The organism is Pseudomonas sp. NPDC086278 (assembly GCF_050280905.1).
GTDB lineage: Bacteria > Pseudomonadota > Gammaproteobacteria > Pseudomonadales > Pseudomonadaceae > Aquipseudomonas.
Window position 1 is genome coordinate 14,771 of the sequence record NZ_JBNNWE010000065.1, and the last position, 18,640, is coordinate 33,410.

Here is an 18,640-nt window from a genome sequence, read left to right on the forward strand (position 1 = left end):
AGCATGTTGCTCGATGAAGGCGCTCCAAGCCGCGCAGCAGGAAGGTCGTAGGCTCGGTCCTGGAGATGTGTGGGAAACGTCTTGGTGAAGGATCAGAGCGGGTGGCGATACCCGCTTTCTACGGACGCTGGGGGATTATTCCTGTCCAATCGACTCCAGAAACTCCGACCGCTCGTCACTCATCCGCGCCACGCAGTCGTTCTGCGCGATGGTGAACGCCTTGCTGCCGCTGGTCGCCGGGAATGCCTCAACCGCGCAATCGGCGTCGCGGGTCTTCAGCCATTGTTGTTGGGCAGCCTTGAGTTTGGCGGTGATGTCGGCCAGTTGCGTCGGGTTCTTGCCGTACGCCGTTTGCATGCGCTCGGCCAAGCCCTGGTAGTTGTCTTTGAGCAGGTCTTCGGCGGTGGTTCGGCTGTAGGCCGAGCATTCCAGGGTCTGGACGTCGTTTTCGACCGCATCGCAAGGGTTGTTGTCGGATTCTTCAGCCGCCTGTACGCCGGTCGCTATCAGTGCCAAAGCCAGGAAGATCGATTTCATTGCGCCGCCGCCCCATTTTTTGTGCTTATTCAGTAATGCCGCGAATTCTCGCCCATGCGCGGGCCCTTGAACAGGTGGGCGATGATGCCCGGCGGCGACCCTTTGTCGCGGATTGACGCTTTCGGCAAACCCCCTGTCGTTTTTGCACCCGGCTGCACCGGTGCTCAGGCATATGCTGGCCCCAAAGCGCCGGCACACGATTCGGCGCATGAATCGCTAATAGGGGACTGCCTGATGAGCCCAGCCGAATTGCACGCCGACAGCATCGTTATCGACGGGCTGATTATCGCCAAGTGGAACCGTGAGCTGTTCGAAGACATGCGCAAGGGCGGTCTGACCGCGGCCAACTGCACCGTGTCGGTGTGGGAAGGCTTCCAGGCCACTATCAACAACATCGCCGCGAGCCAGAAGCTGATCCGCGAGAACAGCGACCTGGTGATCCCGGTGAAAACCACCGCCGACATCCGTAAAGCCAAGGAGCAGGGCAAGACCGGGATCATCTTCGGTTTCCAGAACGCCCACGCGTTTGAAGACCAGCTCGGCTACGTCGAGATCTTTAAGCAGCTCGGCGTCGGTGTGGTGCAGATGTGCTACAACACCCAGAACCTCGTCGGCACCGGTTGCTACGAGCGTGATGGCGGCCTGTCGGGCTTCGGGCGCGAAATCGTTGCCGAGATGAACCGCGTCGGCATCATGTGCGACCTGTCCCACGTCGGCTCCAAGACTTCCGAAGAAGTCATCCTCGAATCGAAAAAACCCGTCTGCTATTCCCACTGCCTGCCGTCGGGCCTCAAAGAGCACCCGCGCAACAAGTCCGATGAAGAGCTGAAGTTCATTGCCGACCACGGCGGTTTCGTCGGCGTGACCATGTTCGCGCCGTTCCTGGCCAAAGGCATCGATTCGACCATCGACGATTACGCCGAAGCCATCGAATACACCATGAACCTCGTTGGCGAAGACGCCATCGGCATCGGCACCGACTTCACCCAGGGGCACGGCCAGGATTTCTTCGAAATGCTGACCCACGACAAGGGCTACGCCCGCCGTCTGACCAGCTTCGGCAAGATCATCAACCCGCTGGGCATCCGCACCGTCGGCGAGTTCCCGAACCTGACCGAAACGCTGCTCAAGCGCGGCCATTCCGAGCGCGTCGTGCGCAAGATCATGGGCGAGAACTGGGTCAACGTCTTGAAAGACGTCTGGGGCGAATAAGCCACCGCATTTCTGAATCCTTTCCCCCGGCCGTCCGCGCCGGGGGTAACACCCCAATTTTTCTGGAGTTAAGTTTCCATGGCCAAGATCGCCCCGCAATTGCCAATCGAAGTCGACAGCGAAACCGGTGTCTGGACCTCCGACGCCCTGCCGATGCTGTACGTGCCGCGCCATTTCTTCGTCAATAACCACATTGGGATCGAGGAAGTGCTGGGCGCCGACGCCTACGCCGAAATCCTCTACAAGGCCGGCTACAAATCCGCCTGGCACTGGTGTGAAAAAGAAGCCGAATGCCACGGCCTGGAAGGCGTCGCGGTGTTCGAGCACTACATGAAACGCCTGTCGCAACGCGGCTGGGGCCTGTTCAAGATCCAGGACATCGACCTCGACAAAGGCACCGCCAGCGTCAAGCTCGAACACTCGGCGTTCGTCTACGTGTACGGCAAGGTCGGGCGCAAGGTCGACTACATGTTCACTGGCTGGTTTGCCGGGGCCATGGACCAGATTCTGCAGGCTCGCGGCAGCCAGATTCGCACCGTTGCCGAACAAGTCTACGGTGGCTCCGAAGAAGGCCACGACGACGGTTTGTTCACCGTCAAGCCGTTGTAAGTCGAGGACCCCGCCATGGCTTTCGAAGCAATGTTCCAGCCGATCCAGATCGGCAAACTGACCATCCGTAACCGCGTGCTCAGCACCGCGCACGCCGAGGTCTACGCGACCGACGGCGGCATGACCACCGACCGGTACGTCAAGTATTACGAAGAGAAAGCCAAGGGCGGGATCGGCCTGGCGATTTGCGGCGGTTCCTCCAGCGTGGCCATCGACAGCCCGCAAGGCTGGTGGAAATCGGTCAACCTGGCCGACGACCGGATCATTCCGCACTTCCAGAACCTGGCCGATGCCATGCACAAGCATGGCGCCAAGATCATGATCCAGATTACCCACATGGGCCGTCGCTCCCGTTGGGACGGCGAACATTGGCCGACCCTGCTGTCGCCGTCGGGCATCCGTGAACCGGTGCACCGCGCGACCTGCAAAACCATCGAACCGGAAGAAATCTGGCGGGTGATCGGCAACTACGCCACCGCAGCCGGCCGCGCCAAGGCCGGTGGCCTGGACGGCGTCGAGTTGTCGGCGGTGCACCAGCACATGATCGACCAGTTCTGGAGCCCTCGGGTCAACAAACGCACCGACGAATGGGGCGGCAGCTTCGAAAACCGCATGCGTTTCGGCCTGGAAGTGTTGAAAGCCGTGCGCGCTGAAGTCGGCCCGGATTTCTGCGTCGGCATTCGTCTGTGCGGTGATGAATTCCACCCGGACGGCCTGTCCCACGAAGACATGAAGCAGATCGCCAAGTATTACGACGACACCGGCATGATCGACTTCATCGGCGTGGTCGGTTCCGGTTGCGACACCCACAACACCCTGGCCAACGTGATTCCGAACATGAGTTATCCACCGGAGCCGTTCCTGCATTTGGCCGCCGGTATCAAAGAAGTGGTCAAGGCGCCGATTCTGCACGCGCAGAACATCAAGGACCCGAACCAGGCCACGCGGATTCTGGAAGGTGGCTACGTCGACATGGTCGGCATGACCCGCGCTCACATCGCCGACCCGCACCTGATCGCCAAGATCAAAATGGGCCAGGTCGACCAGATCAAACAATGCGTCGGCGCCAACTATTGCATCGACCGTCAGTACCAGGGCCTGGACGTGCTGTGCATCCAGAACGCCGCGACCTCCCGTGAATACATGGGCGTGCCGCACATCATCGAGAAGTCGACCGGGGTGAAGCGCAAAGTCGTGGTGGTCGGTGCCGGCCCTGCGGGGATGGAAGCGGCTCGCGTCTCGGCCGAGCGTGGCCACGACGTGACCCTGTTCGAGAAAAAAGAATTCATCGGCGGGCAGATCACCACCGCATCGAAAGCGCCGCAACGGGACCAGATCGCTGGCATCACGCGCTGGTTCCAGCTTGAACTGGCGCGTCTGAAAGTCGACCTGCGCTTGGGCGTGGCGGCCGATGCGGCGACCATTCTCGACCTGCGTCCGGACGTGGTAGTGCTCGCGGTCGGCGGCCATCCGTTCCTGGAGCAGAACGAGCACTGGGGCGCGGCGGAAGGTCTGGTGGTCAGCAGCTGGGACATCCTTGACGGCAAGGTTGCGCCGGGCAAGAACGTGCTGGTCTACGACACCATTTGCGAATTCACCGGGATGTCGACGGCGGACTTCCTCGCCGACAAGGGCAGCCAGGTCGAGATCGTCACCGATGACATCAAGCCCGGCGTGGCGATTGGCGGTACGTCGTTCCCGACCTATTACCGCAGCATGTACCCGAAAGAAGTGATCATGACCGGCGACATGATGCTGGAGAAGGTCTACCGCGAAGGCGACAAGTTGGTGGCGGTGCTGGAGAACGAATACACCGGCGCCAAAGAGGAGCGGGTGGTGGACCAGGTCGTCGTCGAAAACGGCGTGCGTCCGGACGAAGAAATCTATTACGCGCTGAAGGACGCGTCGCGCAACAAGGGCCAGATGGACATCGACGCCCTGTTCGCGATCAAGCCGCAGCCATCGTTGAGCCAGGCGGGTGACGGCTATTTGCTGTTCCGCATCGGCGACTGCGTGGCCCAGCGCAACACCCACGCGGCGATCTACGACGCGTTGCGGTTGTGCAAGGATTTCTAAGCGCATCACCACCATCCCTGTGGTGAGGGGGCATGCCCCCGTTGGGCTGCGAAGCGGCCCTAAAACCAACCAATGCGGTCTGTCAGGACAAACGCGTTGGCCGGTTTACGACTGCTTCGCAGCCGGACGGGGGCATGCCCCCTCGCCACAGGTAGGTGCCAGGCCTTCATCGGCATGCACATGAACCCCGAGGTCTTTGGGAGCTCCACATGTTGAACACCCTTCTTCCAATCCTGCTGTTCGCTGCCTTGGGCCTTGCTGTCCTTGGCGCGTTGCGGCGGGTGGCTATGTGGCGCCGGGGCCGGGCTTCGAAAGTCGACCTGATCGGTGGTCTGCTGGCCATGCCCAAGCGCTACATGGTCGACCTGCACCACGTCGTCGCACGGGACAAATACATCGCCAACACCCACGTGGCCACGGCCGGTGGTGCGGTGGCGTCGATCGTGCTGGCGATTCTGGTGCACGGCTTCGGCCTGCATAACCGCATCCTCGGGGTGGCCCTGTTGATTGCCTCGGCGGTGATGTTCGTCGGTGCGATCTTTGTCTACCTGCGTCGGCGCAACCCGCCACCCCGTTTGTCCAAAGGCCCGTGGATGCGCTTGCCGAAAAGCTTGCTGGCATTCTCGGCGTCGTTTTTCCTGTTGACCCTGCCGGTCGCCGGCATCCTCCCGGAACACTTCGGCGGCTGGCTGGTGGCGGCGGTCCTCGGGGTTGGCGTGCTCTGGGGCGTCAGCGAATTGTTCTTCGGCATGACCTGGGGCGGGCCGATGAAGCACGCCTTCGCCGGTGCGCTGCACCTGGCCTGGCACCGTCGCGCCGAGCGCTTCAATGGCGGCCGTTCAACCGGTTTGAAACCGCTGGACCTCAGCGATAAAGACGCGCCGCTGGGCGTGGAAAAACCCAAGGATTTCACCTGGAACCAACTGCTCGGTTTCGACGCCTGCGTGCAGTGCGGCAAGTGCGAAGCCGCGTGCCCGGCCTTCGCCGCCGGCCAGCCGCTGAACCCGAAGAAACTGATTCAAGACATGGTCGTCGGCCTCGCCGGCGGCACCGACGCCAAGTTCGCCGGGAGCCCGTATCCGGGAAAAGCCATCGGTGAACACGCCGGCAATCCGCATCAACCCATCGTCAACGGTCTGGTGGACGCCGAAACACTCTGGTCCTGCACCACCTGCCGTGCCTGCGTCGAGGAATGCCCGATGATGATCGAGCACGTCGATGCCATCGTCGACATGCGCCGCCATCTGACCCTGGAAAAAGGCGCGACGCCGAACAAGGGCGCCGAAGTCCTGGAAAACCTGATCGCCACCGACAACCCGGGCGGCTTCGCTCCTGGCGGGCGGATGAACTGGGCGGCGGACTTGAACCTGAGCCTGCTCAGCGAGAAGAAGTCGGTCGACATGCTGTTCTGGGTCGGCGACGGCGCCTTCGACATGCGTAACCAACGCACCCTGCGCGCCTTCGTCAAAGTGCTGAAAGCAGCCAAGGTCGACTTCGCGGTGCTCGGCCTGGAAGAGCGCGACAGCGGTGACGTGGCCCGACGCCTGGGCGACGAAGCAACGTTCCAGTTGCTGGCCAAACGCAACATCCAGACCCTGGCCAAATACAGCTTCAACCGCATCGTCACCTGCGACCCGCACAGTTTTCATGTGCTGAAAAACGAGTACGGTGCCTTCGACGGCAACTACCTCGTGCAGCACCACAGCACCTACATGGCGGAAATCATCGGCGCTGGCGCGCTGAACCTCGGCCAACACAAAGGCAGCAGCGTGACCTATCACGACCCGTGCTACCTCGGTCGCTACAACGGCGAATATGAGGCGCCGCGCGAAGTGCTGCGCGCGCTCGGAATCGAAGTGAAGGAAATGCAACGTTCCGGTTTCCGCTCGCGCTGTTGCGGCGGCGGCGGCGGCGCGCCGATCACCGACATTCCGGGCAAGCAACGCATTCCCGACATGCGCATGGACGACATCCGCGAAACCGGTGCCGAACTGGTGGCCGTGGGTTGCCCGCAATGCACGGCGATGCTCGAAGGCGTGGTCGAGCCGCGTCCCTTGATCAAAGACATTGCCGAACTGGTGGCCGACGCGTTGCTCGAAGACGCAGCCCCGAGCAAACCGACGACACCGGCCCAACGTGAACCGGCGGAGGCCCACTGATGAGCGATATTATCCGCCGCGACCCCCGCGCCGAATGGATTGCCCGTAACCGCTTGCACCCGCTGCACGCGGCGATGCAACCGGCGCAACACAGCTGGATGGGGCCGAACGGCGTCATCCGCAAGAACTTGCACGGCATCGGGTTTATCGGCCCCAACGGCATCAAGCGAATCGACCGCAGTGGCGCGCAACAGGGCGGGGCGAGCAAACGCTCGGCCGCCGTTGAAGTGCAACTGCCGTTGCATCAAGTGCCCGCGCCGGCGTTTTACATCAGCGTGGTGCCGGACATGGTCGGTGGCCGCTTGAGCAGCCACGACCGCGACTTGCTGGGCCTGGCGCATCAACTGGCCGGCAAGGATGGCGCGGTGCTGGCCGTGGTCTTCGGCGAACACAAAGAAAACGCCTTCGCCACCGCTGGCGTCGATCGCTTGCTGGTACTGGAAGGCGATCAATTCAGCGGTTATGCACCGGAGCAAAGAGTGCAGGGCCTGCGGGCTGTGGATAACCAGTTCAACCCGCGTCACTGGTTGCTGCCGGACAGCCGCAGCGGCGGTGGCGAACTCGGTCGACGCTTCGCCGCCGCACTGGGTGAACGCCCGGCCACGCGGGTCTGGCAGGTCAAGGATCAGGAATGCATCGGCCGCGCCGGCGCTGGGTTGCAAGACCTTGCACGGCCGGTTGCCCGGCTGATTCTGGCGGCCGTCGAGTGCGCCGAACCGGTCAGCGAAACCCGGCATGAAGCCTTGCCCGTGGAGTTATCCACAGCCGTGGTGCGCAGCTTGTCGCGGATCGAAGATCTGGGCGCGGTGGCGGTGGACCCGGCGGCGATCCCGATGGCCGAAGCCGAATTCATCTTCTCCGGCGGCAACGGGGTCAAGGATTGGGGACTTTTCCACAAGACCGCCGAAGCCCTCGGCGCGACCGAAGGCGCCTCGCGAGTGGCGGTGGACGACGGCTACATGGCGCGCGATCGTCAGGTCGGCGCGTCCGGCACCTGGGTCACCGCGCGGGTGTACGTGGCGGTGGGGATTTCCGGGGCGATCCAGCACCTGCAAGGCATCGGTGCTTGCGACAAGGTGGTGGCGATCAACCTCGACCCTGGCTGCGACATGATCAAACGGGCCGACCTGTCGGTGATCGGCGAGAGCGCCGAGATTCTTCAAGCCTTGATCGCGGCGGTAGCGGCTTACCGCAACGAAGCCAAGCGCGATGCGGCTTAAGGAAAGGAAAGGGTTATGAGCACGAAAATCATCAGCCTGGTGTCCATCGGCGCCCACCCGACCTCCGGCCGGCCCCGTCGCGCGGAGCAGGATGCGCGAGCCGTGGAACTGGGCCTGCAACTGGCTGGGGATAACTTGCAAGTGCTGCATGCCGGTGACGTTGCAGAACCGGCGTTGCGCGCTTATTTGGGCATGGGCCTGGAACAGTTGCACGTGCTGGAGCAGCCTGCCGGCGCCGATGCGTTGCCGGCATTGACCGCCTATTTGCGCGACGCCGGAGCGCAGGTCGTGTTGACCGGCAGCCAGGCGGAGACGGGCGAAGGCTCGGGCATGCTGCCGTTTCTGCTGGCCGAAAGCCTCGGCTGGCCGCTGGTGGTGGGGCTGGCTCAGGTCGAATCCATGGACGGCAACTCGGCCCTGGTGCTGCAAGCCTTGCCCCGTGGTCAACGCCGTCGTTTGAAAGTACGGCTGCCGTTTCTGGCGACGGTGGATAACGCCGCGCCTAAACCCCGGCAAAGCGCCTACGGCCCGGCGCGGCGCGGCGTGTTGCAGGCGGATGAAGTCGAGGTGATCGACGATGAGTTGTTGGCCGTCGCCAGCCTGCAACCGGCCAAGCCTCGGCCCAAGCGCTTGAAAGTGATCAAGGCCAAAAGCGGCGCCGACCGGATGAAAGCCGCGACCGCCAAGGCCAGTGGCGGCGGCGGGCAAGTGCTCAAAGGCGTGACGGCACAAGCCGGTGCCGAGGCGATTCTCAAGTTGCTGATCGAAGAGGGCGTGGTCCGCTGACAGACGATCAACGCAAACCTGAAAATGTGGGAGCGGGCTTGCTCGCGAAAGCGTAAATTCAGCCAGCGCGATGTCGATTGCCCCGTCGCTTTCGCAGAATCGCCGTCCTGATCAAGCTCACCTCCACAAGGAAAAATCATGACCGTAAAGTTTCGTTCGGCCCTGCGCGAGGATGCGCGGGAAATTGCCCGCCTGTTCCAGATTTCTTCAGAGGGCGCGGCGGATTACATCTGGAGCCAACTGGCGGAGCCCGGTCAGGCGTTACTGGACGTGGGCGCTGCCCGTTATGCCCGCGATGACGTCGATTTTTCCTACCAGAACTGTTTGATCGCCGAAGCAGACGGCAAGGTCATCGGCATGATGCACAGCTACGTCATGCGTCACGATCCGACGGCTGTGCCCACGACCGACCCGGTGCTGGCGCCCTACGCCGACATGGAAATCCCCGACACGCTCTACATCTCAAGCCTGGCGCTGCATGAAGGCTGGCGCAATCAGGGCCTGGGCAAACACTTCCTTGACCACGCACACGAACGTGTTCGCCAACTTGGCCTCAAGGGGTTGAGCCTGATCGATTACGCCGAAAATACCGGTGCCTGCCGGTTTTACCAGCGTCATGGCTTTCGGATCGTCGGCAGCTGCCAGATCACGCCGCATCCGATGATTCGGGTGACGGGTGAGGCCTACCTGATGCAATGGCCCTAGTGAGCTACATTTCACTGTGAGCGGCCGGCGGTGGCGGCGATGGGTTGAACATGACAGCGGTCAGTCGGCGTGAGACATGCCTGATCTGTGGCGCGAACTTGAAATCGCCGTTGATGCTGGCTGTTTTTTGCCTTTGTCTAGCCAGGCACTCAGCGGCCGAGCCCTGGCAGGCCGCCGCTGATTTCGATCAGTGGATGGCATCTGATCAGGGCCGGAACGCTTCGCTGGCACAGATGAAGCAACAGTGCGACACGGTGACGGACGCTGACAAACACCTCAGTTGTGCCGTTTCCGTGCTGGCCCGGATGTTCGAGTCCAAAGCCGCCAACCAACTCCCCGATTACTATCTGGCGATCAAGCAGCGGCATGCTCAGGCCATCGCGAATGACCCTGAGCTCAGCGCGATGTTTTCGATGTTCGGCGACCAGTCGCTTGCGACGTTGCGGGCGGTCGGCGATTTCTCGGTAAGCCGCAGCAAACGCCACGAGGTGCTGGCAGTTCACGCTTACGCCAGCGAGGGTTACGTGACCGACGAAGTGTTGCCCTACGTTGATGTCAAAGCCGCCAATGGTGTCTCTTCACGCTTCATCGTCGACACCGGCGCCCCGCAAACCCGAGTCAATATCGACACCGCGAAGCAGATGGGCATCCGCTTGTTAACCGACTCGCACTACGGTTACAGCACCTTCTACGGTGAACATGACCTGACGGCCAGGCTCGGCATCCTGGCGTCATTGAAGATCGGCGGGAGTGAGTTCCGGAATGTGCTGGTGTTCGTCAGCGACCGGGATAACTTGCTCGGGCTGGATCTGATTACCAAGCTGGGGCGTTTGAAATTCGGCAGCAAGACCCTGGAGCTGAACGCCGCGCCGGCCACGCGTTGCGATTCGCCGGTGACCTATGCGCGCATGGACATCAACCAACGACTCACCATCGCCGCGCGCCTTGACCGTCTGACGACGGTGGCGATTATTGATACCGGTAATGTCGGCTACCTGACATCTTCCACGCCGGGTAGCTCGCCCATTCATGTCACCGAAAAGCGGCGTGCACAGACCTTCAAGGGCCTGCTGGATTTGTCGGGAAATACCCGTTCGATCACTTATCAATACTATTCGGGCTTTACCATCCCGCCGTCCTTGCTGGGCGGTCGTTATGTGCCTTCGCTGCTGCTCGGCTGGCGTGCATTCAATGACTATGAATTGAGCCTGGACATCGACGCGGGCCGGTCGTGTTTCAACAGGCTGTGATCGCGGTTACCCACAATCGCTGTTGAAACTTCTGTGGATAACATGTTCGCCCTTCGCTGCAACCCCGATGAATCAGGCCCTGTAGGCCTGAGTACAAAAAACAACCAGGCTAAGTGACGGTTTTATCGCGGTTTTTTCTGAGGATAACTTTTGCGATGTACTCAGAGTTGCCCCCAATCTCTGTTGGCGCTTCTGTGGATAAGATGTTCGCTGTCGGCTACAGGCCTTATAAAACGGGGCTTTCGTCGTTTTGATCAAATAATGATCAATCGACTATGATTGACCGATATGACTGCCCCCAGCCCTGATTTATCGCGGCTTTCGACGGTTTTCCACAGGCCTCGTAAAGTTGCCCCCAAAGTCTGTTGGCGCTTCTGTGGATAAGGTGTTCGCGATCTTCTACAGGCCATATGGAACAAGGCTTTCAAGTCTATGGTTAAAAAACGATCAAATAGTCTGAAAAAACCTGCTTTTGGATAAGTCACGGTTTTTCTTCAGTTTTCTGGGAGAAAGTCTGTGGCAAATTCACACTTGTCCCCATTAGCTGTGGGTGGAGGTGTGGATAACTTGTTTGCGAAAGGCTGAGAGGCAGGGCGGGTATAGGTCTGAACGGAATAGATCATATTTCGTACAGTTCTAAATCAGGGAGGGATATCGAGGAGAGATGTGTTGTTGGGGAGGGCGCTTTCGCGAGCAAGCCCGCTCCCACACTCGACCGTGTCGTTCACAACATCTATGAACACCCGCGACCTGATGTGGGGCTTGCTCGCGAAACTTTTGCCTTAGCCCTGAACCGGAACGCCCTTGAGGTACGGCGCCGGCTCGGCCCCGAGGTTGTTCAGCAAACGCTCGCTGTACCAATCCACGAAGTTCACCACGCCAAATTCATAAGTCTTGGAGTACGGCCCAGGCTGGTAGGCCGTGGAGTTGATGCCGCGCTGGTTCTCTTCGGCCAGGCGACGATCCTGGTCGTTGGTGGCGTCCCACACCTGGCGCATGCGGTCAACGTCGTAGTCCACGCCTTCAACGGCGTCCTTGTGGACGATCCACTTGGTGGTGACCATGGTTTCCTGTGCACTGATCGGCCAGACCGTGAAGACGATGATGTGGTCGCCCATGCAGTGGTTCCACGAGTGCGGCAGGTGCAGGATGCGCATCGAACCGAGGTCCGGGTTTTTGATGCGGCCCATGAGTTTGGCGCAGCCCTGTTTGCCGTCGAGGGTCATCGATACGGTGCCCTTGAGCAGCGGCATGCGCACGATGCGGTTGCGCAGGCCGAAACTGGCGTGGGCGTAAGGGATCTTCTCGGCTTCCCAGGCAGCGGCGGAGGCGGCGACGTGGTCCTTGAACGCCTGATCGGCACGCGGGTCGGTGACGTCGTCCCATTCCAGCAGGGTTTTCAGCAGTTCCGGGTGCGACGCGTTGCAGTGGTAGCACTCGCGGTTGTTTTCCAGCACCAGTTTCCAGTTGGCTTTTTCCATCAAAGTGGTGGTGATCGCCACCTTGGTGTTCTCCATGTCGTACGGTTCCATGTAATGGCTCAGCGTCGCCAGGAAGTCATCAATGGCCGGCGGGTTCTCCGCCAGGCTGATGAAAATGTAACCACCGGCGGTCTTCACGTTCACCGGTTTGAGGCCGTATTGCTTCATGTCGAAGTCGGCGCCCATTTCGGTGCCGGCGAACAGCAGGCGCCCGTCCAGCTCATAGGTCCACTGGTGGTAATGGCAGACCAGTTTGGCGACCTTGCCTTTCTCACTGGTGCACAGCCGCGAACCACGGTGACGGCAGACGTTGTGAAACGCATGAATCACCCCTTCGGCGCCACGAATCACGATGATCGGGTTCTTGCCGACTTGCAGGGTCAGGTAGTTGCCTTTGCTCGGGATTTCGCAGGCCATGCCGGCGATCAACCACTCTTTCTGGAAAATCTCCTGCATATCGATATCAAACAACCGCTCGTCAGAGTAAAACGGCTGCGGCAGCGAGTAGGTGCGCTCGCGTTCTTGCAGCATCTGCGCGGTGGCCTTGCGTGCGGGTTCCAGCGGATCGCCCAGGCTGATTTTTGCGGTGACGTCCATCGATTTGATCCTCATGGCCATTCTGTGTGGCCGCGAAATAGTGGCTGATACGGTTTGCTACGCAAGGCTGTAAAGAAAACGTCTTTGTGTGGGGCGAGTGTGGGGCCGGCGCTGGCCAGAACCTTATCCACGAGCGACATGGCCCACTCTGTTCCCGACGCGCAACCCCCGGTAGTTGGGGGCTGGTCGCGATAAGTATGTGAATGTCGCAGATAGGTAAATGGGTGGTTCACGCGTTACGCAGAATCGCCAACATAAAGCCGACACACGGCTACGGAGAACAGCATGTCCAACAGCTTCCTGAATCCGGTAACGACCCAGACCTGGGCCAATGGTCGACACATCGTCCGTTGCGTCAAAGTCATCCAGGAAACCTGGGATGTGCGCACCTTCTGCTTCATGGCCGACCAGCCGATCCTGTTCTTCTTCAAGCCGGGGCAGTTCGTCACCCTGGAGCTGGAAATCGAAGGCGTGCCGATCATGCGCTCCTACACCATTTCCAGCTCGCCGTCGGTGCCGTACAGCTTTTCGGTGACGATCAAGCGCGTGCCGGGCGGCAAGGTCTCGAACTGGTTGCACGACACCCTGCACGAAGGCCAGGAGCTGGCGGTGCACGGGCCGGTCGGGCTGTTCAACGCCATGGATTTCACCGCGCCGAAGGTGTTGTACCTCAGCGGCGGCGTCGGTATCACGCCGGTCATGTCGATGGCGCGCTGGTTCTATGACACCAACGGCAACGTCGACATGGTGTTTATCCACAGCGCCCGCACGCCCAAAGACATCATTTACCACCGCGAGCTGGAACACATGGCGTCGCGCATTGATAACTTCAGCCTGCATCTGATTTGCGAGAAGCACGGTCTGGGCGAGCCTTGGGCCGGTTATCGCGGTTACCTGAACCACAAGATGCTCGAACTGATGGCGCCCGACTTCCTTGAGCGCGAAGTGTTCTGCTGCGGCCCGACGCCGTACATGAACGCGGTCAAGCGCATGCTCGAAGCGGTCGGCTTCGACATGTCGCGTTACCACGAAGAGTCTTTCGGCGCGACGCCACCGGAAGCCCGGGCCGATGCGGTGGAACAAGCCGAAATCGCCGCCGACGCACCGGACATCGACGTGGCGGATCTGCACCAGGTGGAATTCACCGCGTCCGGCAAAAGCATTCGCGTGGCGCCGGGTGAAACCGTCCACGCCGCGGCGGCCAAGCTCGGCCTGTTGATTCCAAAGGCTTGCGGGATGGGAATCTGCGGCACGTGCAAGGTGATGAAGCTGGGGGGCGAGGTCGAGATGGACCACAACGGCGGGATCACCGAGGACGACGAGGCCGAAGGGTTCATCTTGTCGTGCTGCAGCGTGCCGAAGGGCGATGTGCGTATCGAGTTCTAAGCGACCACAAACTTAATGTGGGAGCGGGCTTGCTCCGGGCGGCGTTCCGACGAAGGCGGTGGGTCAGTCAACATTGATGTCGAATGACCCACCGCTTTCGCGAGCAAGCCCGCTCCCACAGGTGTTGGTATCCCTCAACGGTCGCTGTCTCAGTCGACAAACAGGTCTGGCATCAGCTTGTCATCGGTGCCGGGCTCGAAGCGGTAATGATCGAATTCGGTCGCGCCGTGCTCCCGCAGAACCTCCTCATCAATCAGCAATCGCCCGGTAAGGCTGCGTCCGCCGCTGCTCAGAATCGCGTGAGCCGCGTCCGCCATGATCGCCGGCGTTCGTGCGTGTTTGAAGGATTCCCGCGAGCCGAGCTGAAATTCAATGGCGGCGGTGGCGATCATCGTTTGCGGCCACAACGAATTCACACTGATGCCGTATCCCGCAAACTCGTCGCTCATGCCCAGCGTCAGCATGCTCATACCGTATTTGGTCACGGTGTAAGGGCTGTATTGCGCGAACCATTTCGTCGCCAGGTTCAGCGGCGGTGACAGGTTAAGGATGTGGCCACGGGTTTTTTTCAGATAGGGCAGGGCGGCCTGACTGCACAGCAACACCGCGCGGGTGTTGATCTGGTGCATCAAGTCAAAGCGCTTGAGCTCGATGTGCTGAACGCCGGTCAGTTTGATCGCGCCAGCGTTGTTGATCAGCGCATCGATGCCGCCAAAGTGTTCGTTGGCCTGGGCCAGCGCCTCACGCACCGCGACTTCATCACGCACGTCCACTTGCAGGGCCAACGCCTTGCCGCCCGCCGTTTCGACTTCCTTGGCGACACTGAAAATCGTGCCCGGCAATTTCGGATGCGGCTCGGCACTTTTCGCGGCGATCACGATATTGGCCCCATCGCGAGCGGCCCGTAGCGCGATCTCACGACCAATGCCACGGCTGGCACCGGTGATGAACAGGGTTTTGCCTTTCAACGACATGCGTGCGCTCCTGATTATTGTTGTCTGAGCGAATGGAATGGCTCGCAGGACAATGTAGACCAAGACGCTGTGGTGAGTGACGAGTGAGCTTTGCGGCCAGGCGGCCTCTTGTGGTGAGGGGCTTTTGTGGTGGAACTTCGTGCTGAGAGGGACTTTGTGGCGAGGAGGCTTTTGTGGCGAGGGGGCTTGCCCCCGTTGGGCTGCGAAGCGGCCCCAAAACCTGAACATACGGTTTAACAGACACACCGCATTTACCGGTTTCAGGACTGCTTCGCAGCCCAGCGGCGGCAAGCCCCCTCACCACAGGGGGCCGGGTTGCTGCTTAGCGGGACATCACTTCGCGGATATCCGCCGCCAACTCGCGCACGCGCTCTTCTTCGGTGTCCCACGAGCACATGAAGCGGGCGCCGCCGTTGCCGATGAAGGTGTAGAAGCGCCAGCCCTTGGCGGTCAGCGCGGCGATGGCGGGTTCCGAGAGTTGCAGGAACACGCCGTTGGCCTGCACCGGGAACATCAGCTCCACGCCCGGAATGTCGCTCACCAGTTCAGCCAGCAACTGCGCGCAACGGTTGGCGTGTTGGGCGTATTTGAGCCAGGCGTCGTTTTCCAGGATCCCGACCCACGGCGCCGAGAGGAAGCGCATTTTCGAAGCCAGTTGACCGGCCTGTTTGCAGCGGTAATCGAAGTCTTCGGCCAGCTTGTGGTTGAAGAACAGAATCGCCTCGCCCACCGCCATGCCGTTTTTGGTGCCGCCAAAGCACAACACGTCGACGCCGGCCTTCCAGGTCAGGTCGGCCGGGGTGCAGCCGAGGAAAGCGCAGGCGTTGGAGAAGCGCGCGCCGTCCATGTGCAGGTTCAGGCCCAGTTCCTTGCAGGTGACGCTGATGGCGCGGATTTCTTCCGGGGTATAGACGCTGCCGACTTCGGTGGCTTGGGTCAGGGTCACGACGCGGGGTTTGGGGTAGTGGATGTCCTGGCGCTTGAGCGCCACTTCGCGGATCGACTCCGGCGTCAGCTTGCCGTTTTCGGTGCGGGCGACCAGCAGTTTCGAACCGTTGGAGAAAAATTCCGGCGCACCGCATTCGTCGGTTTCGACGTGGGCGGTTTCCGAGCAGATCACGCTGTGGTAACTCTGGCACAGCGACGACAGGGCCAGCGAGTTGGCGGCGGTGCCGTTGAAGGCGAAGAACACTTCGCAGTCGGTCTCGAACAGTTTGCGGAAATCATCGGACGCGCGAGCGGTCCATTCATCGTCGCCGTAAGCACGCTGGTGGCCGTGGTTGGCCTGTTCCATGGCTGCCCAGGCCTCAGGGCAGATACCGGAATAGTTGTCGCTGGCGAATTGTTGGCTCTTATCGGTCATGGCCCTGCTTTCCGTGGTCGAGACGCTTATGGTGAAGCGCCTCGTGGTCAATGATGGTGCGCACTTTACCGAAGATCATCCGGGGAGCACACGGGATGCGTCAGACAGAAAAATACAAAGACGACGGGCGATTATGCACATGACGCAAAGGGATGGGGCACTGGATCTGCTCAAGTGGTTGGCGCTATTGAGCATGGTGCTCGATCACCTGCGATATGTCGGTTACTCCGTCGATCTGCTGTATGTCCCCGGACGGCTGGCGTTCCCGTGGTTTTGTCTGGCCATGGCGGCGAATGTTTCGCGTGCGCGCGCAGTCACGCATCAATGGCGTTATCTGGGCTGGTTGCTGCTGTTCAGCGCCGTCAGCGAAATTCCGTACCGGTTGTTCATTCCTGATCCCGACACCTTGAACGTGCTGCCCACGCTGGCGCTGGGGCTGTTGGTGGCGCGTGGCTGGCAACTCAAGACGCTGCAATCACGATTGCTTGCGGGCATCGCGTTGAGCCTGGCGGCACTGTTTACGGATCACCTGATGTTCGGCTTTTTTGGTGTGCTGCTGCCGCTGGCGATGCTGTTGGTGATCCACCGCTCCTGGTATTTCAGCCTGTTGCCGGGGCTGGTCTGCCTGGCCGGCAATCAATGGCAGGTGCTGTATTACGCCGCGAAGCTGGGCAACAGTTCCGCCGTGCCCGGCATCGTCGCGTGTCTGATCGCGCCATTGTTGGGGCTGTTCCTGTTGCGACATGCGCGACACATCCAGCCGCCGCCGATGCGCCGCTGGGCGTATGCGCTGTATCCCGGGCATTTCCTTCTCCTGCTCGCCGTTCGCCAGACCATCGCCTAACCCCCCTCCCACAGGGGATCGCTGCCGGTTTGGGGACGCCATTTGAGCCCATGTCGTAAACGCACCTTTGCGTGGCGTCCATAGGCATTTGGCCTGCCTGCGCCGGTCATACCATCGCATCCAAAGGGCACTGCCGAAAGGTAGGTGCCTCACCGAGACGAAAGGCGCACAAGCCGCCGCTGGGAGAGACGCGATGTTCAGCAAGCAAGACCAGATCAAGGGCTACGACGATGCACTGCTGGCGGCGATGAATGCCGAGGAACAACGCCAGGAAGATCACATCGAGCTGATCGCGTCAGAGAACTACACCAGCAAACGCGTCATGGAAGCGCAAGGCAGTGGCCTGACCAACAAATACGCCGAAGGCTATCCGGGCAAGCGCTACTACGGTGGCTGCGAGCACGTCGACAAGGTGGAAGCCCTGGCCATCGAACGCGCCAAGCAACTGTTCGGCGCCGATTACGCCAACGTCCAGCCGCACTCCGGTTCTTCCGCCAACAGCGCCGTTTACCTGGCCCTGATCCAGCCGGGCGACACCATTCTGGGCATGAGCCTGGCCCACGGCGGTCACCTGACCCACGGCGCCAAAGTGTCGTCCTCGGGCAAGCTCTACAACGCCGTGCAGTACGGCATCGACACCAAGACCGGGCTGATCGATTACGACGAAGTCGAACGTCTGGCCGTCGAGTGCAAACCGAAAATGATCGTCGCTGGATTCTCGGCTTACTCCAAGACCCTCGACTTCCCGCGTTTCCGGCAGATTGCCGACAAGGTCGGTGCGCTGCTGTTCGTCGACATGGCGCACGTCGCCGGTCTGGTCGCCGCTGGTCTGTACCCGAACCCGCTGCCGTACGCCGATGTGGTCACCACCACCACCCACAAGACCCTGCGCGGTCCGCGTGGCGGGTTGATCCTGTGCAAGGCCAACGAAGAGATCGAGAAAAAGCTCAACTCCGCGGTATTCCCCGGTGCACAGGGCGGCCCGCTGATGCACGTCATCGCCGGTAAAGCGGTGTGCTTCAAGGAAGCGCTGGAGCCAGGTTTCAAGGCTTACCAACAACAAGTGATCGACAACGCCCAGGCCATGGCCGGCGTGTTTATCAAACGCGGCTACGATGTAGTGTCCGGCGGCACCGACAACCACCTGTTCCTGGTCAGCCTGATCCGTCAGGGCCTCACCGGCAAAGACGCGGACGCCGCCCTCGGTCGCGCCCACATCACCGTGAACAAGAACGCCGTGCCGAACGATCCACAGTCGCCGTTCGTGACCTCGGGCCTGCGCATCGGCACCCCGGCGGTGACCACGCGTGGCTTCAAGGTGACCCAGTGCGTGACGCTGGCCGGCTCTGCGAAGCCTGCCAGGCCGGCGCCCCTCAGGTCAGCGATGAAGAACTGCCAGTACTGATCAAACAGATCCCGGACTGGAACATCGAAGTGCGCG

At 61.0% G+C, this 18,640-nt stretch carries 14 protein-coding genes and 2 pseudogenes; 12 read left to right on the forward strand and 4 right to left on the reverse strand.

Annotated elements, in window-relative coordinates:
• Positions 1–135: 135 nt before the first annotated feature.
• Complete coding sequence (locus ACQKP4_RS19625) at positions 136–537, reverse strand: lysozyme inhibitor LprI family protein (protein WP_427635290.1); 402 nt, start codon at positions 535–537, stop codon at positions 136–138.
• A gap of 234 nt (positions 538–771) precedes the next feature.
• Between ACQKP4_RS19625 and ACQKP4_RS19630 the strand changes: the two genes are divergently transcribed.
• The 8 genes from ACQKP4_RS19630 to ACQKP4_RS19665 all read left to right on the forward strand — a co-directional run bounded on the left by ACQKP4_RS19630 (position 772) and on the right by ACQKP4_RS19665 (position 10,554).
• On the forward strand, positions 772–1,749 hold the full coding sequence (locus ACQKP4_RS19630; RefSeq protein ID WP_427635291.1) for a dipeptidase: 978 nt from the start codon (positions 772–774) through the stop codon (positions 1,747–1,749).
• A gap of 78 nt (positions 1,750–1,827) precedes the next feature.
• Entirely contained in the window at positions 1,828–2,358 is a 531-nt protein-coding gene (locus ACQKP4_RS19635; protein ID WP_016977793.1) for a DUF5943 domain-containing protein, read from the forward strand.
• Positions 2,359–2,373: 15 nt separating this feature from the next.
• Positions 2,374–4,434, forward strand: a complete 2,061-nt coding sequence (gene dgcA / locus ACQKP4_RS19640; protein WP_427635292.1) for a dimethylglycine demethylation protein DgcA — start codon at positions 2,374–2,376, stop codon at positions 4,432–4,434.
• A gap of 209 nt (positions 4,435–4,643) precedes the next feature.
• Entirely contained in the window at positions 4,644–6,593 is a 1,950-nt protein-coding gene (gene dgcB, locus ACQKP4_RS19645; protein WP_427635293.1) for a dimethylglycine demethylation protein DgcB, read from the forward strand.
• Positions 6,593–7,813, forward strand: coding sequence for an electron transfer flavoprotein subunit alpha/FixB family protein (locus ACQKP4_RS19650; protein ID WP_427635294.1), 1,221 nt, complete (start codon positions 6,593–6,595; stop codon positions 7,811–7,813). Before dgcB ends, ACQKP4_RS19650 begins: the two co-directional genes overlap by 1 nt.
• Before the next feature lie 15 nt (positions 7,814–7,828).
• A complete protein-coding gene (locus ACQKP4_RS19655) occupies positions 7,829–8,599 on the forward strand; it encodes an electron transfer flavoprotein subunit beta (RefSeq protein ID WP_427635295.1) in 771 nt (256 codons plus the stop codon).
• 138 nt (positions 8,600–8,737) lie between these two features.
• On the forward strand, positions 8,738–9,304 hold the full coding sequence (locus ACQKP4_RS19660) for an N-acetyltransferase family protein (RefSeq protein WP_427635296.1): 567 nt from the start codon (positions 8,738–8,740) through the stop codon (positions 9,302–9,304).
• Between the two features lie 50 nt (positions 9,305–9,354).
• Positions 9,355–10,554 carry a retropepsin-like aspartic protease gene (locus ACQKP4_RS19665; RefSeq protein WP_427635297.1) on the forward strand — a complete coding sequence of 400 codons (1,200 nt, stop codon included), beginning with the start codon at positions 9,355–9,357 and terminating at the stop codon, positions 10,552–10,554.
• Positions 10,555–11,336: 782 nt separating this feature from the next.
• On the opposite strand, the gene gbcA is transcribed toward ACQKP4_RS19665, so the two are convergent.
• A complete protein-coding gene (gbcA, locus tag ACQKP4_RS19670) occupies positions 11,337–12,632 on the reverse strand; it encodes a glycine-betaine demethylase subunit GbcA (RefSeq protein ID WP_427635298.1) in 1,296 nt (431 codons plus the stop codon).
• A gap of 285 nt (positions 12,633–12,917) precedes the next feature.
• Here gbcA and gbcB point away from each other — a divergent pair, with 285 nt between their 5' ends.
• Complete coding sequence (gbcB, locus tag ACQKP4_RS19675) at positions 12,918–14,018, forward strand: glycine-betaine demethylase subunit GbcB (protein ID WP_427635299.1); 1,101 nt, start codon at positions 12,918–12,920, stop codon at positions 14,016–14,018.
• A gap of 149 nt (positions 14,019–14,167) precedes the next feature.
• On the opposite strand, the gene ACQKP4_RS19680 is transcribed toward gbcB, so the two are convergent.
• Both ACQKP4_RS19680 and ACQKP4_RS19685 read right to left on the reverse strand, forming a co-directional pair.
• The gene (locus ACQKP4_RS19680; RefSeq protein ID WP_427635300.1) at positions 14,168–14,992 is read right to left on the reverse strand and encodes an SDR family oxidoreductase; all 825 of its coding nucleotides are present in this window, start codon (positions 14,990–14,992) and stop codon (positions 14,168–14,170) included.
• Positions 14,993–15,314: 322 nt separating this feature from the next.
• On the reverse strand, positions 15,315–16,355 hold the full coding sequence (locus tag ACQKP4_RS19685; RefSeq protein ID WP_427635301.1) for a low specificity L-threonine aldolase: 1,041 nt from the start codon (positions 16,353–16,355) through the stop codon (positions 15,315–15,317).
• 133 nt (positions 16,356–16,488) lie between these two features.
• Here ACQKP4_RS19685 and ACQKP4_RS19690 point away from each other — a divergent pair, with 133 nt between their 5' ends.
• The 3 genes and pseudogenes from ACQKP4_RS19690 to ACQKP4_RS19700 form a co-directional block, all read left to right on the forward strand.
• The gene (locus tag ACQKP4_RS19690; RefSeq protein WP_427635302.1) at positions 16,489–17,199 is read left to right on the forward strand and encodes a TraX family protein; all 711 of its coding nucleotides are present in this window, start codon (positions 16,489–16,491) and stop codon (positions 17,197–17,199) included.
• Positions 17,200–17,392: 193 nt separating this feature from the next.
• Positions 17,393–18,544: pseudogene (glyA, locus tag ACQKP4_RS19695) on the forward strand (serine hydroxymethyltransferase); the annotation flags it as partial.
• Positions 18,526–18,640: pseudogene (locus ACQKP4_RS19700) on the forward strand (hypothetical protein); the annotation flags it as partial. The pseudogenes glyA and ACQKP4_RS19700, both read left to right, overlap by 19 nt.